Annotated in this window: 17 protein-coding genes; 9 read left to right on the top strand and 8 right to left on the bottom strand. The window is 68.0% G+C overall.

Features of this window, described 5'->3' with window-relative positions; translation table 11 throughout:
• Positions 1 to 3 precede the first annotated feature (3 nt).
• Positions 4 to 1,569 carry a murein biosynthesis integral membrane protein MurJ gene (murJ, locus tag ABDV68_RS06985; protein WP_343519030.1) on the top strand — a complete coding sequence of 522 codons (1,566 nt, stop codon included), beginning with the start codon at positions 4 to 6 and terminating at the stop codon, positions 1,567 to 1,569.
• Positions 1,570 to 1,592: 23 nt separating this feature from the next.
• On the top strand, positions 1,593 to 2,600 hold the full coding sequence (gene trpS, locus ABDV68_RS06980; RefSeq protein ID WP_343519029.1) for a tryptophan--tRNA ligase: 1,008 nt from the start codon (positions 1,593 to 1,595) through the stop codon (positions 2,598 to 2,600).
• Between the two features lie 4 nt (positions 2,601 to 2,604).
• Here trpS and ABDV68_RS06975 read toward each other — a convergent pair whose 3' ends face one another.
• The 3 genes from ABDV68_RS06975 to ABDV68_RS06965 form a co-directional block, all read right to left on the bottom strand.
• A complete protein-coding gene (locus ABDV68_RS06975) occupies positions 2,605 to 3,933 on the bottom strand; it encodes an alginate export family protein (RefSeq protein ID WP_343519027.1) in 1,329 nt (442 codons plus the stop codon).
• A gap of 280 nt (positions 3,934 to 4,213) precedes the next feature.
• Positions 4,214 to 5,587, bottom strand: a complete 1,374-nt coding sequence (locus tag ABDV68_RS06970; protein WP_343519025.1) for a glutamate--cysteine ligase — start codon at positions 5,585 to 5,587, stop codon at positions 4,214 to 4,216.
• Between the two features lie 68 nt (positions 5,588 to 5,655).
• The gene (locus tag ABDV68_RS06965; RefSeq protein ID WP_343519024.1) at positions 5,656 to 6,399 is read right to left on the bottom strand and encodes a 16S rRNA (uracil(1498)-N(3))-methyltransferase; all 744 of its coding nucleotides are present in this window, start codon (positions 6,397 to 6,399) and stop codon (positions 5,656 to 5,658) included.
• 145 nt (positions 6,400 to 6,544) lie between these two features.
• Here ABDV68_RS06965 and ubiA point away from each other — a divergent pair, with 145 nt between their 5' ends.
• From ubiA to ABDV68_RS06945, 4 genes are all read left to right on the top strand, one after another.
• On the top strand, positions 6,545 to 7,462 hold the full coding sequence (gene ubiA / locus ABDV68_RS06960; RefSeq protein ID WP_343519023.1) for a 4-hydroxybenzoate octaprenyltransferase: 918 nt from the start codon (positions 6,545 to 6,547) through the stop codon (positions 7,460 to 7,462).
• A 31-nt stretch (positions 7,463 to 7,493) separates the two neighbouring features.
• Complete coding sequence (locus tag ABDV68_RS06955; RefSeq protein WP_343519022.1) at positions 7,494 to 8,840, top strand: metallopeptidase TldD-related protein; 1,347 nt, start codon at positions 7,494 to 7,496, stop codon at positions 8,838 to 8,840.
• Positions 8,833 to 9,621, top strand: coding sequence for a 3'(2'),5'-bisphosphate nucleotidase CysQ (locus ABDV68_RS06950; protein WP_343519020.1), 789 nt, complete (start codon positions 8,833 to 8,835; stop codon positions 9,619 to 9,621). Before ABDV68_RS06955 ends, ABDV68_RS06950 begins: the two co-directional genes overlap by 8 nt.
• Before the next feature lie 69 nt (positions 9,622 to 9,690).
• Complete coding sequence (locus ABDV68_RS06945) at positions 9,691 to 10,452, top strand: SDR family oxidoreductase (protein ID WP_343519018.1); 762 nt, start codon at positions 9,691 to 9,693, stop codon at positions 10,450 to 10,452.
• Positions 10,453 to 10,455: 3 nt separating this feature from the next.
• On the opposite strand, the gene ABDV68_RS06940 is transcribed toward ABDV68_RS06945, so the two are convergent.
• The gene (locus tag ABDV68_RS06940; protein WP_343519017.1) at positions 10,456 to 11,166 is read right to left on the bottom strand and encodes a hypothetical protein; all 711 of its coding nucleotides are present in this window, start codon (positions 11,164 to 11,166) and stop codon (positions 10,456 to 10,458) included.
• 9 nt (positions 11,167 to 11,175) lie between these two features.
• Complete coding sequence (locus tag ABDV68_RS06935; protein ID WP_343519015.1) at positions 11,176 to 12,381, bottom strand: toxic anion resistance protein; 1,206 nt, start codon at positions 12,379 to 12,381, stop codon at positions 11,176 to 11,178.
• A gap of 160 nt (positions 12,382 to 12,541) precedes the next feature.
• On the opposite strand from ABDV68_RS06935, the gene ABDV68_RS06930 reads away from it, so the two are divergent.
• From ABDV68_RS06930 to ABDV68_RS06920, 3 genes are all read left to right on the top strand, one after another.
• Positions 12,542 to 12,712: a hypothetical protein gene (locus ABDV68_RS06930; RefSeq protein WP_343519014.1), complete on the top strand. Its 171-nt coding sequence runs from the start codon at positions 12,542 to 12,544 to the stop codon at positions 12,710 to 12,712.
• A 43-nt stretch (positions 12,713 to 12,755) separates the two neighbouring features.
• On the top strand, positions 12,756 to 14,570 hold the full coding sequence (gene typA, locus ABDV68_RS06925) for a translational GTPase TypA (RefSeq protein ID WP_343519013.1): 1,815 nt from the start codon (positions 12,756 to 12,758) through the stop codon (positions 14,568 to 14,570).
• A 346-nt stretch (positions 14,571 to 14,916) separates the two neighbouring features.
• Positions 14,917 to 15,807, top strand: coding sequence for an OmpA family protein (locus ABDV68_RS06920; protein WP_343519012.1), 891 nt, complete (start codon positions 14,917 to 14,919; stop codon positions 15,805 to 15,807).
• A gap of 82 nt (positions 15,808 to 15,889) precedes the next feature.
• Here the strand turns inward: ABDV68_RS06920 and ABDV68_RS06915 are convergent, their stop codons facing one another.
• From ABDV68_RS06915 to ruvB, 3 genes are all read right to left on the bottom strand, one after another.
• Positions 15,890 to 16,393 (bottom strand): SRPBCC family protein, encoded by a 504-nt coding sequence (locus ABDV68_RS06915; RefSeq protein WP_343519011.1) that lies wholly within the window; start codon positions 16,391 to 16,393, stop codon positions 15,890 to 15,892.
• On the bottom strand, positions 16,377 to 16,733 hold the full coding sequence (locus tag ABDV68_RS06910) for a helix-turn-helix domain-containing protein (RefSeq protein WP_343519010.1): 357 nt from the start codon (positions 16,731 to 16,733) through the stop codon (positions 16,377 to 16,379). Before ABDV68_RS06910 ends, ABDV68_RS06915 begins: the two co-directional genes overlap by 17 nt.
• 160 nt (positions 16,734 to 16,893) lie before the next feature.
• Positions 16,894 to 17,631, bottom strand: a 738-nt coding sequence (ruvB, locus tag ABDV68_RS06905; protein ID WP_343519009.1) for a Holliday junction branch migration DNA helicase RuvB, incomplete at its 5' end; no start/stop codon positions are given.

Genomic DNA, 17,631 nt, shown 5'->3' with positions numbered 1-17,631 from the left:
ACGATGAACCTAGTCCGGGCACTCGGGTCGATCGGCGGGCTGACGCTCGCCAGCCGCGTGCTCGGACTGGTCCGCGACTCGCTGTTCGCGCGCTATGTCGGGGCAAGCTTCGCGTCCGACGCGTTCCTGATCGCCTTCCGCCTGCCCAATCTGTTCCGCGCGCTGTTCGCCGAGGGCGCGTTCAGTGCCGCCTTCGTGCCGATGTTCAGCAAGAAGGTCGGCGAGGCGGACGGCGATACCAGATCCGCGCTCTCCTTCGCCGAGGAAGCGCTGTCGGTTCTTCTCCCGATCCTGCTGCTGCTCACCGCGATCATGGAGATTGCCGCCTATCCGGTGGTGTGGGCGCTGTCGGGTGGGTTCAACGACGTGACGCCCGACCAATTCGCCTTCGCGGTCGAGCTGTCGCGCATCACCTTCCCCTATCTGCTGCTGATCAGCCTCGTCTCGCTTCTCGGCGGGATCCTCAACTCGCTCCATAAATTCTGGGTCAACGCCGCCGCGCCGATCCTGCTCAACCTCACGCTGATCGTCGCCTTGCTGTTCTTCCACAACGAGGACACACTGCTCACCGCGCGCAATCAAGCGATCGCGGTCACCGTCTCGGGCGCGCTCCAGCTCCTCTGGCTGATCCTCGCCTGCCGCGCCAACGGCGTGAAGCTGCGCATCCGCATGCCGCGCCTGTCGCCCGACGTGAAGAAATTGCTCGCACTGATCGGCCCTGCTGCCGCAGGCGCGGGGGCGACCCAGATCAACCTCATCATCTCGACCGCGCTCGCTGCCAGCATGCTCGCCGAGGGCTCGGTCTCCTACATCTACTATGCCGACCGGCTGAACCAGCTCCCGCTCGGGCTGATCGGCATCGGTCTCGGTACCGTGCTTCTCCCGACCATCGCCCGCCAGCTCGGCGCGGGGAAGGACGCGGAGGCGATGCACACTCAGAACCGCGGGGCCGAGCTCGCGCTGTTCCTCACTCTGCCCGCCACCGCGGCGCTGGTGATCTGCGGCGGCCCGATCGTCGCGGCGCTGTTCCAGCACGGCGCCTTCACCGCCGACAACACGGTCAAGACCGCCCAGGCGCTCGCTGCCTTCTCGGTCGGCCTGCCCGCCTATATCCTGGTCAAGGTGCTCACCCCGGGCTTCTACGCCCGCGCCGATACCAGGAGCCCGGTGCGCTACGCCACCATCTCGATCGCGGTGAACCTCGCGCTCAATCTCGCGCTGATCGTCCCGCTCCAGCACATGGGCCCGCCGCTCGCCACCGCGGTTGCTTCCTGGGTCAACGTCGCCCTGCTCTACCGCGCGCTCGTCCAGCGCGGCCATTTCGTCTCCGATACGCAGCTCAAGCGCCGCGTGTGGCGATTGGTCGGCGCATCCGTGGCGATGGGCGTGGTGATGTTCTTCCTCAATGACCTGTTCACCCCCTACACCACCGGCACTTGGACGATCCGTACCGCGGCGATGCTGGTGCTGGTCGGCGCCGGATGCTTGGTGTACGCGGTCGCGTGCTTCGGCACCGGAGCGGTGCGGATCGGCGACCTCAAGGCGCTGTTCCGCCGCCGCGCCGCCTGACCATCTAGTCTCAGAGAAGTACCATGCGCGTCGTTTCCGGCATCAAGCCCACGGGCAACCTCCACCTCGGCAACTATCTCGGTGCGATCAAGCAGTGGGTGGGGATGCAGGCCGATGTCGACGCCGCCGGCGGCGAGAGCATGTACTTCATCGCCGACCTGCACGGCCTCACCGAATGGATCGAGCCGGCCGCGCTCCACGCTAACACCTTCGAGATCGCCGCCGCGATGATCGCGAGCGGGATCGATCCCAGGCGCTCGATCCTGTTCAACCAGGCCCGCGTCCCCGCACACAGCGAGCTCACCTGGCTGCTCAACAATGTCGCGCGCGTCGGCTGGCTCAACCGCATGACCCAGTTCAAGGACAAGGCGGGCAAGAACCGCGAAGGCGCCAGCGTCGGCCTCTACGACTATCCGGTGCTGATGGCCGCCGACGTGCTGCTCTATTCGACCACCCACGTTCCCGTGGGCGAGGACCAGAAGCAGCACCTCGAGCTCGCCCGCGACATCGCCGCCAAGTTCAATCAGGACTATGGAGTCGAGCTGCTCGTCCAGCCCGAGCCGCTGGTGAGCAGGGAAGCACCGCGCATCATGAGCCTGCGCGACGCCACCTCGAAGATGTCCAAGTCGAACCCGTCGGACGCGGCGCGAATCAACCTGATCGACGATGATGACGCCATCGCCCAGAAGTTCCGCAAGGCGAAGACCGACCCTGAGCCGCTCGGCGAAACGTTCGAGGAGCTGAAGGACCGGCCCGAGGCCAAGAACCTCGTGACGATCTTCGCCGCGCTGTCGGATCGAACGCCCGACGACGTGGTCGCGGAATATGCCGGCCAGGGCTTCGGCGCGTTCAAGCCCGCGCTCGCCGATCTCGCCGTGGCCAAGCTCGGCCCGATCCGCGACGAGATGGTCCGCTTGAAGGCCGACCGCCCGGCAGTGGACGCGGTGCTGCGCGAAGGCTCGGACAAGGCCGCCGCCCTCGCCGCGCCGCTGCTGCGCAAGGTGCAGGAGACGATGGGCCTGCTGGTCTGACCGATCAGAAGCTCGCCGTCAGGTTGAGCGAGTTGTAGACCGTGGTGCCCCCGCGCGGCGCGTTGGGGGCATCGCGCAGGAACCGTCCCTTGGCCAGCACCACGCCGGTCCATTCGAAGCGCAGCCGCTCGGGCAGCATCCACCAGCGCAGCCGAGCGTCGACCTGGTGTCCGGCGAAGCTGCCCGAGCGACCGCTCGCGTCGCGGATGCCGGTGGTCGAGAAGCTGTCGGCCCGCGCCGCCAGCCACATCGCGTGCCACGTCGCGGTCAGGTCGATGCGCTTGGACGGCGCGGTCTCGATCCGCGGCCCGACCGAAACCAGGTTCGCCCGCCCCACCGCATTGTAGAGCCCCGCGGGCGCCAGATCGGCCCGACGCATCCCGAACAGCGTATCGAACCGGCCGAAACGCCCACCCGGACGGTCGCCGCTGGCCCGATCGACGTCCAGCGACAGCCGCGTCTTCCACGCGTCGCGCAGCGTGTAGCCGAGATCGGCATGCACGAAGCTCGCGCTGACCGGCAGCCGCGCCGCATTGCCCGCTGCCGATGCGCTGATCGATCCCGACTGGTGGAACGCCTCCACCTCGAAGTCCATCTTCCCCGCCGCCGGGTCGCGCATCACCCGCCCGCCCCAGGTGTCGAGCGAGCGATCGCGCGTCGGCCGCCCCGGCGTGTCGCGCTCGCCCAGATGGAAGAAGCTCGCCTCAATGCTGACCGGCCCGATCACCTTCGCCTTGGCCAGCGTTCCGCCCCACAGCACCTGGTCGAACCCTTCATGGTCCCACTCGACCTTCCCGCGCCGCAATGCCACATTTTCGTCCGGGCGCCGCTGCTGGGGCAGCACATAGATCGCCGTCGCGCTCACACCGCCGGGCGCCGCCATATCGGCCCTGAACCCGGTATAACCGTTGGTGGTGTTGCGATAATCGTCCGCCGCCACCAGCCGCCGCGAACCGATATTGAGCGTGAACCGCCCGCCCTGCAGCGTCACCCGCGCCTTGCCGATCCGAGTCCGCCAGGCCGCGTTCGCCTGCACCAGCTCGAAGGTGTTGACCTCACCCGTGGTCACCGGCGTGCCGGGGTCGTCGCCCCACACGCGGCTGTCCCATAGTTCGGCGGTGAGCGTGAACGGCCCCTCGCGATAGCTGGCGAGCAGCGTGGTGCGCAGGTTCACCAGCATGTCGCTGCGGTCGAACCCCGCGCGAAGTTGGTTGTCGATCGCCTCGTAGCGCAGCCGCGTCGTCGCCGAGAGATCCAATCCCTCGCGTTGCTGGGCGAAAGCGGGCGTGGCGGCACTGAGAGTCAGGCAGGCAAGCGGAACGGCGCGCAGCATGATGCATCCTCGAACACTCGTTGGATGCGATGCTTCGGCTGACGCCTCATGGGGGGATCGCTGCCCCCATCGCGACGACAAGAGCCGCCGCCGCGTCAGCTGTCAAGCTACGCTAGAACTTGGTGGTGACGTAGTTTGAAAACTGCCGGACTGTTCCCCTGCGAAGCAAGGGCCCAGGGGTCCGGAGCGCATCGCCTGTGGCTCTGGGCCCCTGCTTCCGCAGGGGAACAGTCCATACAAATTGGAAAACTGAGCGAGGCAGCTCCAGACTACATCACCCCTAAAACTTCGTCTCGCCATAGATCGCGCAAACGTCGCCGTCCCACGCGCCGCGATAATGGTCGAGCAGCACTTCGGCCGGCACCTTCCCCGTCCGCACGATCTCGCGCAGCGGGTCGAGGAATCCGCTCTCATTGTCGCCCGCCGAGTTGAGGCGCGCGCGAGCGGTCAGCCCCGCGCCGGCGATGTCGATCACCTGCCCCGCAATGTCGCGCAGCGTGCCGCCGCCGGGGAGAGGCGCATCGAGCCCGAGCCTAGGCACGCTGTCGCGCAGCGCCTGCCGCCCGGCCATGTCCCAGTCCTTGACCAGATCCCATGCCGCATCCAGCGCGCCCTGGTCATAGAGCAACCCCACCCACAGCGCCGGCAACGCACAGATGCGGTTCCACGGTCCCCCATCGGCCCCGCGCATCTCGAGGAAGGTCTTGAGCCGCACTTCGGGGAAGGCGGTCGACAGATGGTCCGCCCAGTCGTCGATCGTCGGCTTCTCGCCGGGGAGGACCGAAAGCTCGCCCTTCAGGAAATCGCGGAAGCTCAGCCCCGCCGCGTCGATATATTTGCCCTCGCGGTAGACGAAGTACATCGGCACATCGAGCGCGTACTCCATGTAACGCTCGTACCCGAACCCGTCCTCGAACACGAAGGGCAGCATCCCGGTGCGGTGCGGATCGGTGTCCGACCAGATATGGCTGCGATAGCTCAGGAAGCCGTTGGGCTTGCGCTCGGTGAAGGGCGAGTTGGCGAACAACGCCGTCGCCAGCGGCTGGAGCGCGAGCCCGACGCGGAACTTCTGCACCATGTCCGCTTCGCTCGCATAGTCGAGGTTCACCTGGATCGTGCAGGTGCGCAGCATCATGTCGAGGCCGAGCCCGCCGACGCGCGGCATGTGGCGCAGCATGATGCCGTAGCGGCCTTTGGGCATCACCGGCAGGTCGCTGCGCGCCTTGTCCGGCCACATGCCGAGCCCGAGGAAGCCAAGCCCGAGCTTTTCGCCAACCGCCTTCACCTGCTGCAGGTGCCGCCCGGTCTCGGCGCACGTCTCGTGGAGATTCTCGAGCGGCGCGCCCGACAGCTCGAGCTGTCCCGCCGGCTCGAGGCTCACCGTGCCGTCCGGCCCCGACAGCGCGATGACGTTGCCGCCCTCTTCCACCGGCGACCAGCCGAACTGAGTCAGCTCGGCCAGCAGGTCGCGGATGCCGCCCGGCTCGTCATAGCTCGGCGCGTGATTGTCCGCCGTCGAATAGACGAACTTCTCGTGCTCGGTGCCGATTCGCCAGCGCTCAGCCGGCTTCTCGCCCTTGGCGAAATAGTCGAGGAGCTGCTGACGGCTCTCGATGACAGGCGCGTTGCTGTTTGAAACCGTCTTGGTGCTCATTCGCGCGCCTTACGCTTGTGGAACGAAAGGCGAAAGAGGGTATGAAATACCCGAATTTCAGTGGGAAATCACCAGTCCCCCGCGGCGCCCATCCACAGGCTCACCGCCGCCGCCGCCGCGGTCTCGGCGCGCAGGATGCGCGGCCCCAGCGAAATCCGCACCGCCTGCGGCATCGCGCGGATCGCGTCGCGCTCCTCGGCGTCGAACCCGCCCTCGGGCCCGACCAGGATCGCCGCCGGCCCGGCATGCGCGCGCATCGCCTCCAGCGCCGGCGTACCGCCGGTCTCGTCGGCGAAGAACAGCGCCCGCTCCACCGGCCAGTCCTTGAGCAACGCCGCCAGCTTCACGGGCTCGACCAGCTCCGGCAGCGCCGTCCGTCCGCATTGCTCGGCCGCCTCGATCATGTGGCTGCGTAGCCGCTCGAGGTTGAGCTTGTCGACCACCGCGCGCCGCGTCAGCACCGGCGCCAGGCGCGCGACGCCGAGCTCGCACGCCTTCTCCGCGACCCAGTCGATCCGCCCCTTCCTGATCGGCGCGGCGCACAGCCACAGGTCGGGCACCGCCTCGCGCGCGCGCAGCTTTTCGCGCACCTCCAGCGTCACGTCGCGCTTGCGCACTTCGGCGGCGATCGCGAGCCATTCGCCGGTGGCGTCGTCGAACAGCTTCACCGGATCACCCGCCTTGAGCCGCATCACCGTCGCGAGATAATGCCCCTGCGGCCCGTCGACCCGCCGCAGCTCGCCCTCGGTCAGCGGCGGCTCGACGAATAGCCGGGGGGTCGATTGCGGCGGCCAGGCGGGGATAGCGATCATGCTTCCAGCCCTAGCCACACTTCCCATCTTCGTCACCCCGGCCTTGTGCCGGGGTCCACAGCACGGCATTGGCAGCCTTGGAGCCTCGAACGCATCACGCGCGGCACGGTGGATCCCCGCACAGGGCGGGGATGACGGAGGGAAGTTGGTCACTACGCCGGAAATCGTCCCCGACACCGAGTATCGCGGCCTCATCCGGCTCATCCCGGCGGCTGCGCGACCCTATGCCCTGCTCGCGCGGTTCGACCGCCCGATCGGCTGGTGGCTCCTCTTCTGGCCCGGCGCCTGGGCGATCGCGCTGGCCGGCGGCGCGGTGCGGCGCTGGGACCTGCTCCTGTGGTTCCTGCTCGGCGCGATCGCGATGCGCGGCGCCGGCTGTGTCTACAACGACATCGTCGACCGCGATCTCGACCGCCAGGTCGCCCGCACCCGCGGCCGCCCGCTCGCCAGCGGCGCGGTCAGCCTCAAGGCGGCGTGGCTCTGGCTGGTCCTGCTCTGCCTGATCGGTCTCATCGTCCTCGTCCAGCTCAACCCGCTCGCCGCGATGGTCGCGCTCGCCAGCCTCGCTTTGGTCGCCGCCTATCCCTTCATGAAGCGCATCACTTGGTGGCCCCAGGCATGGCTCGGCCTGGTCTTCTCCTGGGCCGCCCTGGTCGGCTGGGCCGCGATCGCGCGCGAGCTGCCCCCTCCCGCGCTGCTGCTCTATGTCGGCTCGATCTTCTGGGTGATCGGCTACGACACGATCTACGCGCTGCAGGATATCGAGGACGACGCGCTGGTCGGCGTGCGCTCCTCGGCCCGCCGCCTCGGCGACAATGTCCGGCTCGGTGTCGCGGCCTTCTACGCCGTCGCGCTCACCCTATGGGGCGCCGCGCTGTGGCAAATCCGCCCCGACAAGTTCGTCCTCGCCGCGCTCGCCCCGGCGGCAATCCATCTGCTGTGGCAGGTCGGCACGCTCACCCCGGGGGACGGCGACAACGCCCTCCGCCGCTTCCGCTCCAACCGCTTCGCCGGCCTGCTCGTTTTCGCCGCCTGCTTCGTCGTCGGGTCGACCGCCTTTTGACCTTCCGCCCTTCGCTTCCTAGATCGCCGCGATGCTGACCCCCGAACAGGCCCGAGATCGAGTCCACGACGCCATCGCCCGCGCGCGCAAGGCCGGCGCCGACGCTGCCGACGCGATGCTCTCCGCCGGCGAATCGCTCTCGGTCTCCGTCCGCCTCGGCGCGCTCGAGGATGTCGGCCGCGCCGAGCACGAGGAACTGGGCCTGCGCGTCTTCTCCGGCATGCGTTCGGCGAGCATCTCGACCACCGACCTCACTCCGCAGGCGCTCGACACGATCGCCGAGCGCGCGGTGGCGATGGCGCGCGAGGCGCCCGAGGACGAATGGGCCGGCCTCGCCCCGGCCGAGCGGCTGCTGCGCGGCAACGTCCCCGATCTCGACCTCGACGATGGCGAACTCGGCGACCCGGCCGCGCTCAAGGCCAAGGCGCTCGCCGCCGAGGATGCCGCCCGCGCCGTTCCCGGCGTCACCAACAGCGAAGGCGGCGGCGCCTCGGCCAGCCGCAGCATCTGGGCGCTCGCCACCAGCCACGGCTTCGCCGGCGCCTATGCGATCACCAGCCATGGCCTCTCCGCCAGCGTGCTCGCCGGCGAGGTCGGGGCGATGGAGCGCGATTATGCCCATCACAGCGCCCGCCACGCCCGCCACGTCGAATCGCCCGAGGCGATCGGCCGCCGCGCCGGCGAGCGCGCCGTCGCACGCCTCAATCCGGGCCGGGTCAGGAGCGGCGCCATGCCCGTCGTGCTCGATCCCCGCGTCGGGTCGAGCCTGCTCGGCCATCTCAGCGGTGCGATCTCGGGCAGCGCGATCACGCGCAAGACCAGCTTCCTGCTCGACGCGATGGGCACTCAGGTCTTCGCGCCGGGCATCCGCATCCAGGACGATCCGCACCGCCCCCGCGGCCTTCGCTCGCGTCCGTTCGACGGCGAGGGGCTGCCGGTCTCGCCCGTCGCGCTGGTCGAGGACGGCAAGCTCGAGACCTGGCTGCTCGACAGTGCTGCCGCGCGTCAGCTCGGGCTCGAGCCGACCGGCCATGCCAGCCGCGGCATCGGCGGCGCGCCCGGCGTCGGCCCCAGCAACCTGTTCCTCGAGAATGGCAAGCTTCCGGTCGACACGCTCATCGCCGACATCAGCTATGGCGTCTATGTCACGGAATTGATTGGCCAGGGCGTCAACATCGTCACCGGCGACTATAGCCGCGGCGCCGCTGGCTTCCTGATCGAGAATGGCGAGATCACCCGCCCGGTGTCGGAGTTCACCGTCGCCGGTACGCTGCAGGCGATGTTCCGCGACCTCGTCCCCGCCAACGATCTCGAATTCCGCTACGGTATCAACGTGCCGACCCTGCGCATCGATGGAATGACCGTCGCCAGTGGCTGACACCCTCGCCCAGGCCGTCAGCGATATCGCCGCCGAGGCCGCGAAGCTGGCGCTCGTCCGCTTCCGAACCGACGTGCGCAAATGGGAGAAGTCGCCCAACAACTTCGTGTGCGAAGTCGACCTCGCGGTCGACGCAATGCTGCGCGAACGCCTCGCCGCGCTGTTGCCGGACGCCGGCTGGCTGTCGGAGGAAACCGCCGACGACCTCGCCCGCCTCTCCGCCAATCGGATCTGGGTGGTCGATCCGATCGACGGCACGCGCGACTATCTGCGCGAGCGGCCCGGCTGGGCGGTGTCGGTCGCCTTGGTCGAGAATGGCCAGCCGGTGATCGGCGTGCTCGCCGCCCCCGCCCGTGGCGAGCATTGGCTCGCCGAGGCGGGTAAGGGCGCCACCCGCAACGGCAGCCCGATCGCGGCATCGGACCGCGTCGAGCTGGCCGGTGCGCGCGTCCCTGCCGACGATCTGCCCAGGGTCGACCGCCACCTGACGATGGTCGCCAAGCCCAATTCGATCGCGCTGCGCATCGCGATGGTCGCGGCGGGCGAGGCCGACCTGCTCGCCACCTTCCGCTGGGGCAATGAGTGGGACATCGCCGCCGCCACGCTGATCGCACGCGAGGCGGGGGCCAGGATCACCGACGCGCTCGGCAGGAAGCTGCGCTTCAACACGCCGGCGGGCGAGGCGTTCGGCGTCCTCGCCACCGCGCCCGGCATTCATGCGGCGGCGGCCGAGCATCTGCGCGAGCGCGCCGTCGCCGCGCTCGGCCGCCCCCGTTTTTGAAGGCAAGCGCCGGGAAGCGCCGCGCCGCCGCCTACTGCACATCGCGCTCCGAACCAAGGAGACGCGAACATGGCAAGGCTCGACGGCAAGGTAGCGATCATCACCGGCGCGAGCTCGGGAATCGGCGAGGCGGCCGCGCGGCGCTTCGCTGCGCAAGGCGCCCGGCTCGTCCTCGCCGCACGCCGCGAGGATGAGCTGCAGCGGGTGGCGGACGCGCTCGACGGCGATACCGCGATCCTCGCCGGTGACGTCCGCGACGAAGCCTATGCCGAGGCGCTGGTCGCCCTCGGCGTCGAGCGTTTCGGCGGCCTCGACATCGCGTTCAACAACGCCGGCAGCGTCGGCGCGAGCGGCCCGCTCACCGGCCTTTCGGCGGACGACTGGGCGTCGACCATCGCCACCAACCTCACCGCCGCCTTCTTCGGCGCCAAGCACCAGGCGGCGGCCATGACGGCACGCGGCGGCGGGTCGATCCTGTTCAGCTCGAGCTTCGTCGGCGCCGTCAACGGCATCCCCGGCATGGGCGCCTATGCCGCCGCCAAGGCGGGACTGCTCGGCCTCGTCCGCACCCTCGCGGTCGAGCTCGGACCGCAGCGCATCCGCGCCAACGCGCTGGTCATCGGCGGCACCGACACGCCCGCCAGCGCCGCGCGCCAGCCCGGCGCCGATCCCGGCGTGCAGGCCTGGATGGAGCAGCTCCATGCGCTCAAGCGCCTCGCCGAACCGGAGGAGATCGCCGAGATGGCGCTGTTCCTCGCCTCCGACGCGGCGAGCTTCGTCACCGGCGCGGCGATCGCGGTCGACGGCGGCGCCTCGATCATCAAGACCTGAGGATCAGCCCTCGATTTCGTCGCCGCGATACTTGACCTGGAGATAGCGCCCGCGCGTCGCCAGCGCATCGAGGTCGCCCTGGGCGAGCTGAGTCGACATCTGCGCGATCTCCTGGTCGATCAGCCCGAGCCCGTCGACCAGCTGCTTGTCCGGCGACTGGCCGAACCGGTCCTGCCCGCGCAGGTTCGCGGGCACGCGCTGATAGCCCTTGACCAACTCGGGCAGCTGCTCGCCGACCAGCTTGCGCACCTCGGCGGCCGCCGGCTCGCCTTCGTTGAGCGTCTTGAGCTGGCCGGCCAGCACGTCGAGCTTCATCCCGATCGAGTCGAGCAACGGCATCGCCGCGCCCGGCAGCGTCGGGCGCTGGCGGTCGAGCCATTCTTCGGTACGCAGCGGCAGTGTCGCGAGCGGCGCCTCGCCGAACTTCTCCGGCGCGACCTCGGTGCTCGTCGGCATCAGCCCGAAGAACAGGGTCGCCGCGATCAGCAGCGCCATCACGATCAGTGCTCCGCCCATCCCCAGCGGCAGGAACCAGCCGAGGATCATCGCACCGACGATGATCACCCCCGCCGCGCCCGCGATCCGGCCGACGCGAGTCAGGATCTCCGCGTCGCGCCGTTTCTTGGCGCGCGCGTTCAGTGTCGTGTAGCGCTCGCGCGAGCGGTTGAGCACCTCGTCGGCACGGGCGATTTCGCGGTCGATCTCACTTGGCATCGGCGGTGCTTACAGCGCCTCCAGCTTGAACTGCTCGGCGCCCGAAACTTGGTTCTGCGCGGCACCCTCGGCACGGGCGATATAGCCCTTCGATTTCTCGACCTCGTTCGACAGCACGTTGACCGTGGTCTTCATGCTGTCGAGCGCCTTGAGCTTGAACGTGTCGATCGCGTCCATCGTGTCGTAGATGTTCTGGAATGCACGCTGCAGCGTCTCGATCGGGATCGTGCTGTTCGCCGCCTGCTCGTGGATGCGGCTCGTATTCTCCTTGAGCAGGTTGCCGGTCGAATCGATGATGTTCGCGGTCGTGGTGTTGAGCGCGGTGATCTGGTCGAGCACCAGCCGCTGCGCGGTCAGCGCCTGCGCCACGGTCACCGCGGTGCGCAGCGCGCCGACAGTGGTGGTCGAGGCGCGGTCGACGCCCTTCACCAGCTCGACATTGTTCTTCTTGACCAGGTCGAGCGCGAGATAGCCCTGCACCGTCACCGCCATCTGAGTCAGCAGGTCCTGGGTGCGCTGGCGGGTGTAGAACAAAGCGGTCTCGCGAATCGCCTTGGCCTTGGCCGGATCGCTGTGATCGAGCTCGAGCGCCTTGTCCTCGAGCTTCTGGTCCATCTCCTTGGAGATGTAGATCATCTGCTCGAGCCGGCCCATCGCCGCCCACAGGTTCTGCCGCTCGACGTCGATCGCGGCATTGTCCATCAGCAGCTCGTCCTTGCCCGACTGGAGGCTCTTGAGGATCGCGGCAATGTGCGACTGGCTCGATTTGTAGCTGTCGAAATAGTTGCGCAGGCTGTTGCCGAACGGGATGATACCGAACAGCTTCTTGCGCTGGGTCAGGCCGCCGCGCTTGCCGGGGTCGAGGTCCTCGACCACCCGGCGCAGCTCGGCCAGGTCCTTGCCGACCCCCACATCCTTGTCCATCGCCCGCACCGGGCGGTCGAGGAAGCGGTTCGACTGGCCCGCCGCGTCGCGGATCTCCTTCGATCCCATCGCGGTGATCGCATCGACGCGCTTGCCGAACTCGGGCGAGTTGACGTCCTGCGCGACGAGATCGTCGATGAAGCTCTCGACCCGTCCCACCAGCTCGCTCTTCTTGCCCTCGTCGACGGGAACCAGCCCGGCCATCTTCTCCGCCGGCCGCTCCTTGAGCGGCTCGGGGGCGGTCAGCACCAGATCGTCGGTCTTCTCGGCAGTTGCAGTTTCGGTCGCCATTTGCCCATCTCTCCAGCAGTTCCGCGCAAGATGAACGGGAACCGCGTGCGCTTCAAGTGTATCGCCAATATAATACACTTGAATTATGGTGCAACCGACCGACGTTGTGGGATGTTCCAGTGTCGCGACCTGTTAACATGTCGCGGTTAGGATGGGTGGCATGGAACGCAGGCTGAAAATGATGATTGCCGGTTCGATCGCGGTGTGGGTGCCGGTGAGCACCGCCGCGCAGGCCTCGCCCGCCGCCGTCGATCTCGGCAAGGTCTACCGCCTCAAGGCCGAACCCGCCGCCGATGCGCGAGCCCTTTCCGCGCCGCACAAATTGAGCTAAGGGCGCCCGCGCAACCGCGCTTCCGCGGCATCCAGGACCTGTTATGAACCTTCGCAACGTGGCGATCATCGCCCACGTCGACCACGGCAAGACCACGCTCGTCGACCAGCTCTTCCGCCAGTCCGGCACCTTCCGCGACAACCAGCGCGTCGAAGAGCGCGCGATGGACTCGAACGACCTCGAGAAGGAGCGCGGGATCACCATCCTCGCCAAGCCGACCTCGGTCGAGTGGAACGGCACGCGGATCAACATCGTCGACACCCCCGGCCACGCCGATTTCGGCGGCGAGGTCGAGCGCATCCTCTCGATGGTCGATGGCGTCATCCTGCTGGTCGATTCGTCCGAAGGCGCGATGCCGCAGACCAAGTTCGTGACCGGCAAGGCGCTCAAGCTCGGCCTGCGTCCGATCGTCGTGGTCAACAAGATCGACCGCCCCGACGAGCGCATCCAGGAAGTGCTCGACGAGGTCTTCGACCTGTTCGTCAGCCTCGAGGCGACCGACGAGCAGCTCGACTTCCCGGTGCTCTACGCCTCGGGCCGCAACGGCTATGCCAATGAGGACCCGAGCCTGCGCGAGGGCACGCTGGAACCGCTGTTCCAGAAGATCGTCGACCATGTGCCGCCGCCCGCGCTCGACGTCGACGCGCCCTTCACCTTCCTCGTCACGCTGCTCGACCGCGACAACTTCCTCGGCCGCGTGCTCACCGGCCGCGTGACCTCGGGCAAGGTCAAGGTCAACCAGGCGATCCACGCGCTCGACGCCGCGGGCAATGTGATCGAGACCGGCCGCGCGTCGAAGATCATGTCGTTCCGCGGTCTCGAGCGCGTGCCGGTGGACGAGGCGCAGGCGGGCGACATCATCAGCCTCGCCGGCCTCACCGTGGCGACCGTCGCCAACACCATCGCCGACACCTCGGTGAGCGAGCCGATCCAGGCGCAGCCGATCGACCCGCCGACGCTGTCGATGCGCTTCGCCGTCAACGACAGCCCGATGGCCGGCCGTGAGGGCACCAAGGTCACCTCGCGCATGATCCGCGACCGCCTGTTCCGCGAGGCCGAGTCGAACGTCGCGATCAAGGTCACCGAAGCTGCCGACAAGGACAGCTTCGAAGTCGCCGGCCGCGGCGAGCTCCAGCTCGGCGTGCTGATCGAGACGATGCGCCGCGAGGGTTTCGAGCTCGGCATCAGCCGCCCGCGCGTGCTGCTGCAGGAAGAGAACGGCCAGAAGATGGAGCCGTACGAGACGGTCATCATCGACGTCGACGACGAGCATTCGGGCGCGGTGGTCGAGAAGATGAACCTGCGCAAGGCCGAGATGACCGACATGCGCCCCTCGGGCGGCGGCAAGACCCGCATCACCTTCTCGGCGCCCTCGCGCGGCATGATCGGCTATCATGGCGAGTTCCTGTCGGACACGCGCGGCACCGGCATCATGAACCGGCTGTTCGAGAAATACGGGCCGCACAAGGGCACGATCGAGGGCCGCAAGAACGGCGTGCTGATCTCCAACGGCACGGGCGAGGCCAACGCCTATTCGCTCAACAGCCTTGAGGAGCGCGGCATCCTGTTCGTCGGCCATGGCGAGGCCCTGTACGAGGGCATGGTGATCGGCGAGAACGCCAAGCCGGAGGACCTCGAGGTCAATCCGATGAAGGCGAAGCAGCTCACCAACATCCGCTCGTCGGGCAAGGACGACGCGATCCGCCTGACCCCGCCGAAGAAGATGACGCTCGAGCAGGCCATCGCCTATATCGACGACGACGAGATGGTCGAGGTGACGCCCAAGACGATCCGCCTGCGCAAGCGCTTCCTCGATCCGCACGAGCGCAAGCGCCAGTCGCGGGCGAAGGCGGCCTGAGGCTTCGCGTCGATTGCAAGATCTGGAAGGCGCCGGGGGAAACCCCGGCGCCTTTCTCGTTGCGCAAATTGCCCGGCAGGCGGTGTCGTCTCACCCAGCCCGCATCGGTCCGTCGCGCGATGCGCACCGGTTGGCGGCTCGGCGCCACGGTGTCGGGATCATTAATCAAGGTTAGCGGTTGCGCAGATCACCCAGCTACCCGTGGGGTTCGAGTGCTGCGTTTTTGCGGCGCATCCCATGACAAGAGAGGGAGGGGCTATTTGACGACCGATTGCGCCTCCCGGGGCAGGGATTGGACGTGCGGCTGCGAGCGCGCCGCCGACCGGTCGAGTTCAGGAGTGAGAGTATGCGAGTGATTTCGAATAGCCCCAAGGCGCTGTTGCTGCTGGCCCTGTGCGCCGGAGCGGCGCCCGCCAGCGTGATGGCGCAGGAGCAGGGCCAGCCGCCGGCCGACGTCTCCATCTATGGCCAGACTCCGCCCGCCGCCGCGATGACCGAAGGCCCCGACGTCAACGGCATCATCTCCGCGCGCGACGGCGACCGGGTGCAGGTCACCACCGCCGACGGCAACAAGACGGTCATTGCGGTCACCGATACGACCAAAATCCGCGGCAGCGGCGGGTTCTTGGGCCTTGGCCGCACCAAGCTCGCTTCGGAGTCGCTGATGAACGGCCTGCCGGTCAGCATCAAGACGATGCAGGCGGGCGACCAGTTGGTGGCGAGCCAGATCAAGCTGCAGAACAAGGATCTGCGCACCGCGAACATGATCCACAACGGCACCGACCAGCGCTTCGCCCAGCAGACCGCGGCGAACGACGCGCTGCGCAGCCGCGTCGGCGATATCGACCAGTACAACGTCAAGAGCACGACCAACGTGAACTTCGACACCGGCAAGGCGGTGCTTTCCGCCCAGGCCAAGGCCGACCTGTGCGCCGCGGCGACCCAGGCCGAGGCGATGGACAATGCCGTGCTGCTGGTGGTCGGCTATACCGATTCGACGGGCAGCCAGGAGTTCAACCAGGCGCTCAGCGAAAAGCGCGCGAGCAGCGTGATCAACTACCTGCAGCAGGCCTGCAAGTGGAAGCCCTATCGCGTGATGACCCCGACCGGGATGGCCGAAGCCGACCCGCTGGCCGACAACACGACCCCCGAGGGCAAGGCGCAGAATCGCCGCGTGGCGGTGAACGTGCTGGTGAGCAAGGCGGTCGACGGGCTCCAGGAAGCGCGGCTCAACTGAGGAATGCGGAAAGCGCCGGGGTCACCCCCGGCGCTTTCTCTTTATGTTGGCGGGCGGATACCTTCGAGGCGGATTCCGCGCACTACCCGTCCATGCCGGAAAGCAGTTCGCCGAGCTGCTCCAGCTGCTCGGGCAATCCGGCCGCCGAGCCCTGCAGCGCTTCCTCGAGCGCCTTCCTCGACGGATAGATTTCGTGGAAGACCAGCAGCGTCTTCCCGCCCTGCTCCTCGAAGGTCACGGTCGTGACCGCGCCCTCTTCGCCTTCGTCGTTGGTCCAGACGATGCGCTCGTTCGGCACCACCTCGAGATACTTGCCGTAGAAGGCCATCGTTTCCGAGCCGCCGGTACTGAATTCCAGCCGATATTTGCCGCCGGTGCGGACGTCCATGTCGCATGCTACGAGCGAAATGCCGGATACCGATTTCGGCACCCACCAGCGCTGGAACAGCTCGGGCTGGCTCCACGCCCTGAAGACGATGCTCGGCGGCGCGTCGAATATCCGCGTTGCGACGAGCTCGCGATCGCCTTTGCGCTCCACTGACGTGCGATACTGCGCGCCACCTGCACCGCTAACGTGCTGATCCATCGCTTTCCTCCTGTTTCAGTTCGCTGATGATTTCGTCCAGGGCGTCGAAACGGGCCTCGAAGAGCTTGCGGTGCGCCTCGATCCATTCGGCCTCCGCCGCGAGGCCGCGTTTCCCGAGCTTGCAGCTTCTCACCCGTCCGACCTTCTGCGTGATGACCAGTCCCGCCCGCTCGAGCACCTGGACGTGCTTCTTCATCCCGGTCAGCGTCATCTGGAACCTGTCCGCGAGACTGGTGATCGACGCGTCCCCTCGCCCGAGCTGATCGATGATCCCACGGCGCGTCGCATCGGACAGCGCGGCAAAGGAGAGATCGAGCGGCGTATCTGCATACTGAACCATATGGTTCAGTGTCTAACTTGCTCGCGCGGGAAGCGCAAGCGTCCGAATGGTACGGGGATAAGGGAAAGGAGAATGGAGGAGGCAGGGAAGAAAAGCCTCCCTGCCCCTCCCGTAGGCGGGAGGGTAAGTTAGGTTCCCACGCCCTTCTCCGGGCGGGAGGTTACTTCCCGTCGAACAGTCCGTCCTGCGATCCGGCGGGCGGGTTGAGGCCGAGATGCTTCCAGCCGGCCGCGTTGAGGCAGCGGCCGCGGGCGGTGCGGGCGATCATGCCGATCTGGATGAGGTACGGCTCGATCACTTCCTCGATCGTGTCGCGCGGCTCCGACAGGCCGGCGGCGAGCGTCTCCACGCCGACCGGGCCGCCGCGATACACGTCGGCGATCATGAGGAGGTAGCGGCGGTCCATCGCGTCGAGGCCGAGATTGTCGACCTCCAGCCGGTTGAGCGCCTGGTCGGCGACCTTGGCGTCGACGATGTCGGCGCCCAGCACATGGGCGAAGTCGCGCACCCGGCGCAGCAGCCGCCCGGCGATGCGTGGCGTGCCCCGCGCGCGCCGGGCGATCTCCATCGCCCCGTCGGAAGCGATCGGCAGGTCGAGCAGGCGGGCGGCGCGGCTGACGACGCGCTCCAGCTCCTCGACCGTGTAGAATTGCAGGCGGATCGGGATGCCGAAGCGATCGCGCAGCGGCGTGGTGATCAGCCCCTGCCGCGTCGTCGCGCCCACCAGGGTGAAGCGCGGCAGGTCGATCCGCACGCTGCGCGCCGACGGCCCCTCGCCGATCATCAGGTCGAGCGCGCGATCCTCCATCGCCGGATAGAGCACCTCCTCTACCTGCGGCTGGAGGCGGTGGATCTCGTCGATGAAGAGGACGTCGCCGTCCTCGAGGTTGGTGAGCAG

The sequence above is a fragment of the Sphingomonas sp. genome, from assembly GCF_039595165.1.
GTDB lineage: Bacteria > Pseudomonadota > Alphaproteobacteria > Sphingomonadales > Sphingomonadaceae > Sphingomonas.
This window is presented reverse-complemented; position numbering and strand designations above follow the sequence as displayed.

Bases quoted from the DNA above. Each gene is read 5' to 3' on its own strand.
- murJ (WP_343519030.1), top strand. From the start codon at position 4: ATGAACCTAGTCCGGGCACTCGGGTCGATCGGCGGGCTGACGCTCGCC.
- trpS (WP_343519029.1), top strand. From the start codon at position 1,593: ATGCGCGTCGTTTCCGGCATCAAGCCCACGGGCAACCTCCACCTCGGC.
- ABDV68_RS06975 (WP_343519027.1), bottom strand. From the start codon at position 3,933: ATGCTGCGCGCCGTTCCGCTTGCCTGCCTGACTCTCAGTGCCGCCACG.
- ABDV68_RS06970 (WP_343519025.1), bottom strand. From the start codon at position 5,587: ATGAGCACCAAGACGGTTTCAAACAGCAACGCGCCTGTCATCGAGAGC.
- ABDV68_RS06965 (WP_343519024.1), bottom strand. From the start codon at position 6,399: ATGATCGCTATCCCCGCCTGGCCGCCGCAATCGACCCCCCGGCTATTC.
- ABDV68_RS06955 (WP_343519022.1), top strand. From the start codon at position 7,494: ATGCTGACCCCCGAACAGGCCCGAGATCGAGTCCACGACGCCATCGCC.
- ABDV68_RS06945 (WP_343519018.1), top strand. From the start codon at position 9,691: ATGGCAAGGCTCGACGGCAAGGTAGCGATCATCACCGGCGCGAGCTCG.
- ABDV68_RS06940 (WP_343519017.1), bottom strand. From the start codon at position 11,166: ATGCCAAGTGAGATCGACCGCGAAATCGCCCGTGCCGACGAGGTGCTC.
- ABDV68_RS06935 (WP_343519015.1), bottom strand. From the start codon at position 12,381: ATGGCGACCGAAACTGCAACTGCCGAGAAGACCGACGATCTGGTGCTG.
- ABDV68_RS06930 (WP_343519014.1), top strand. From the start codon at position 12,542: ATGGAACGCAGGCTGAAAATGATGATTGCCGGTTCGATCGCGGTGTGG.
- typA (WP_343519013.1), top strand. From the start codon at position 12,756: ATGAACCTTCGCAACGTGGCGATCATCGCCCACGTCGACCACGGCAAG.
- ABDV68_RS06920 (WP_343519012.1), top strand. From the start codon at position 14,917: ATGCGAGTGATTTCGAATAGCCCCAAGGCGCTGTTGCTGCTGGCCCTG.
- ABDV68_RS06915 (WP_343519011.1), bottom strand. From the start codon at position 16,393: ATGGATCAGCACGTTAGCGGTGCAGGTGGCGCGCAGTATCGCACGTCA.
- ABDV68_RS06910 (WP_343519010.1), bottom strand. From the start codon at position 16,733: ATGGTTCAGTATGCAGATACGCCGCTCGATCTCTCCTTTGCCGCGCTG.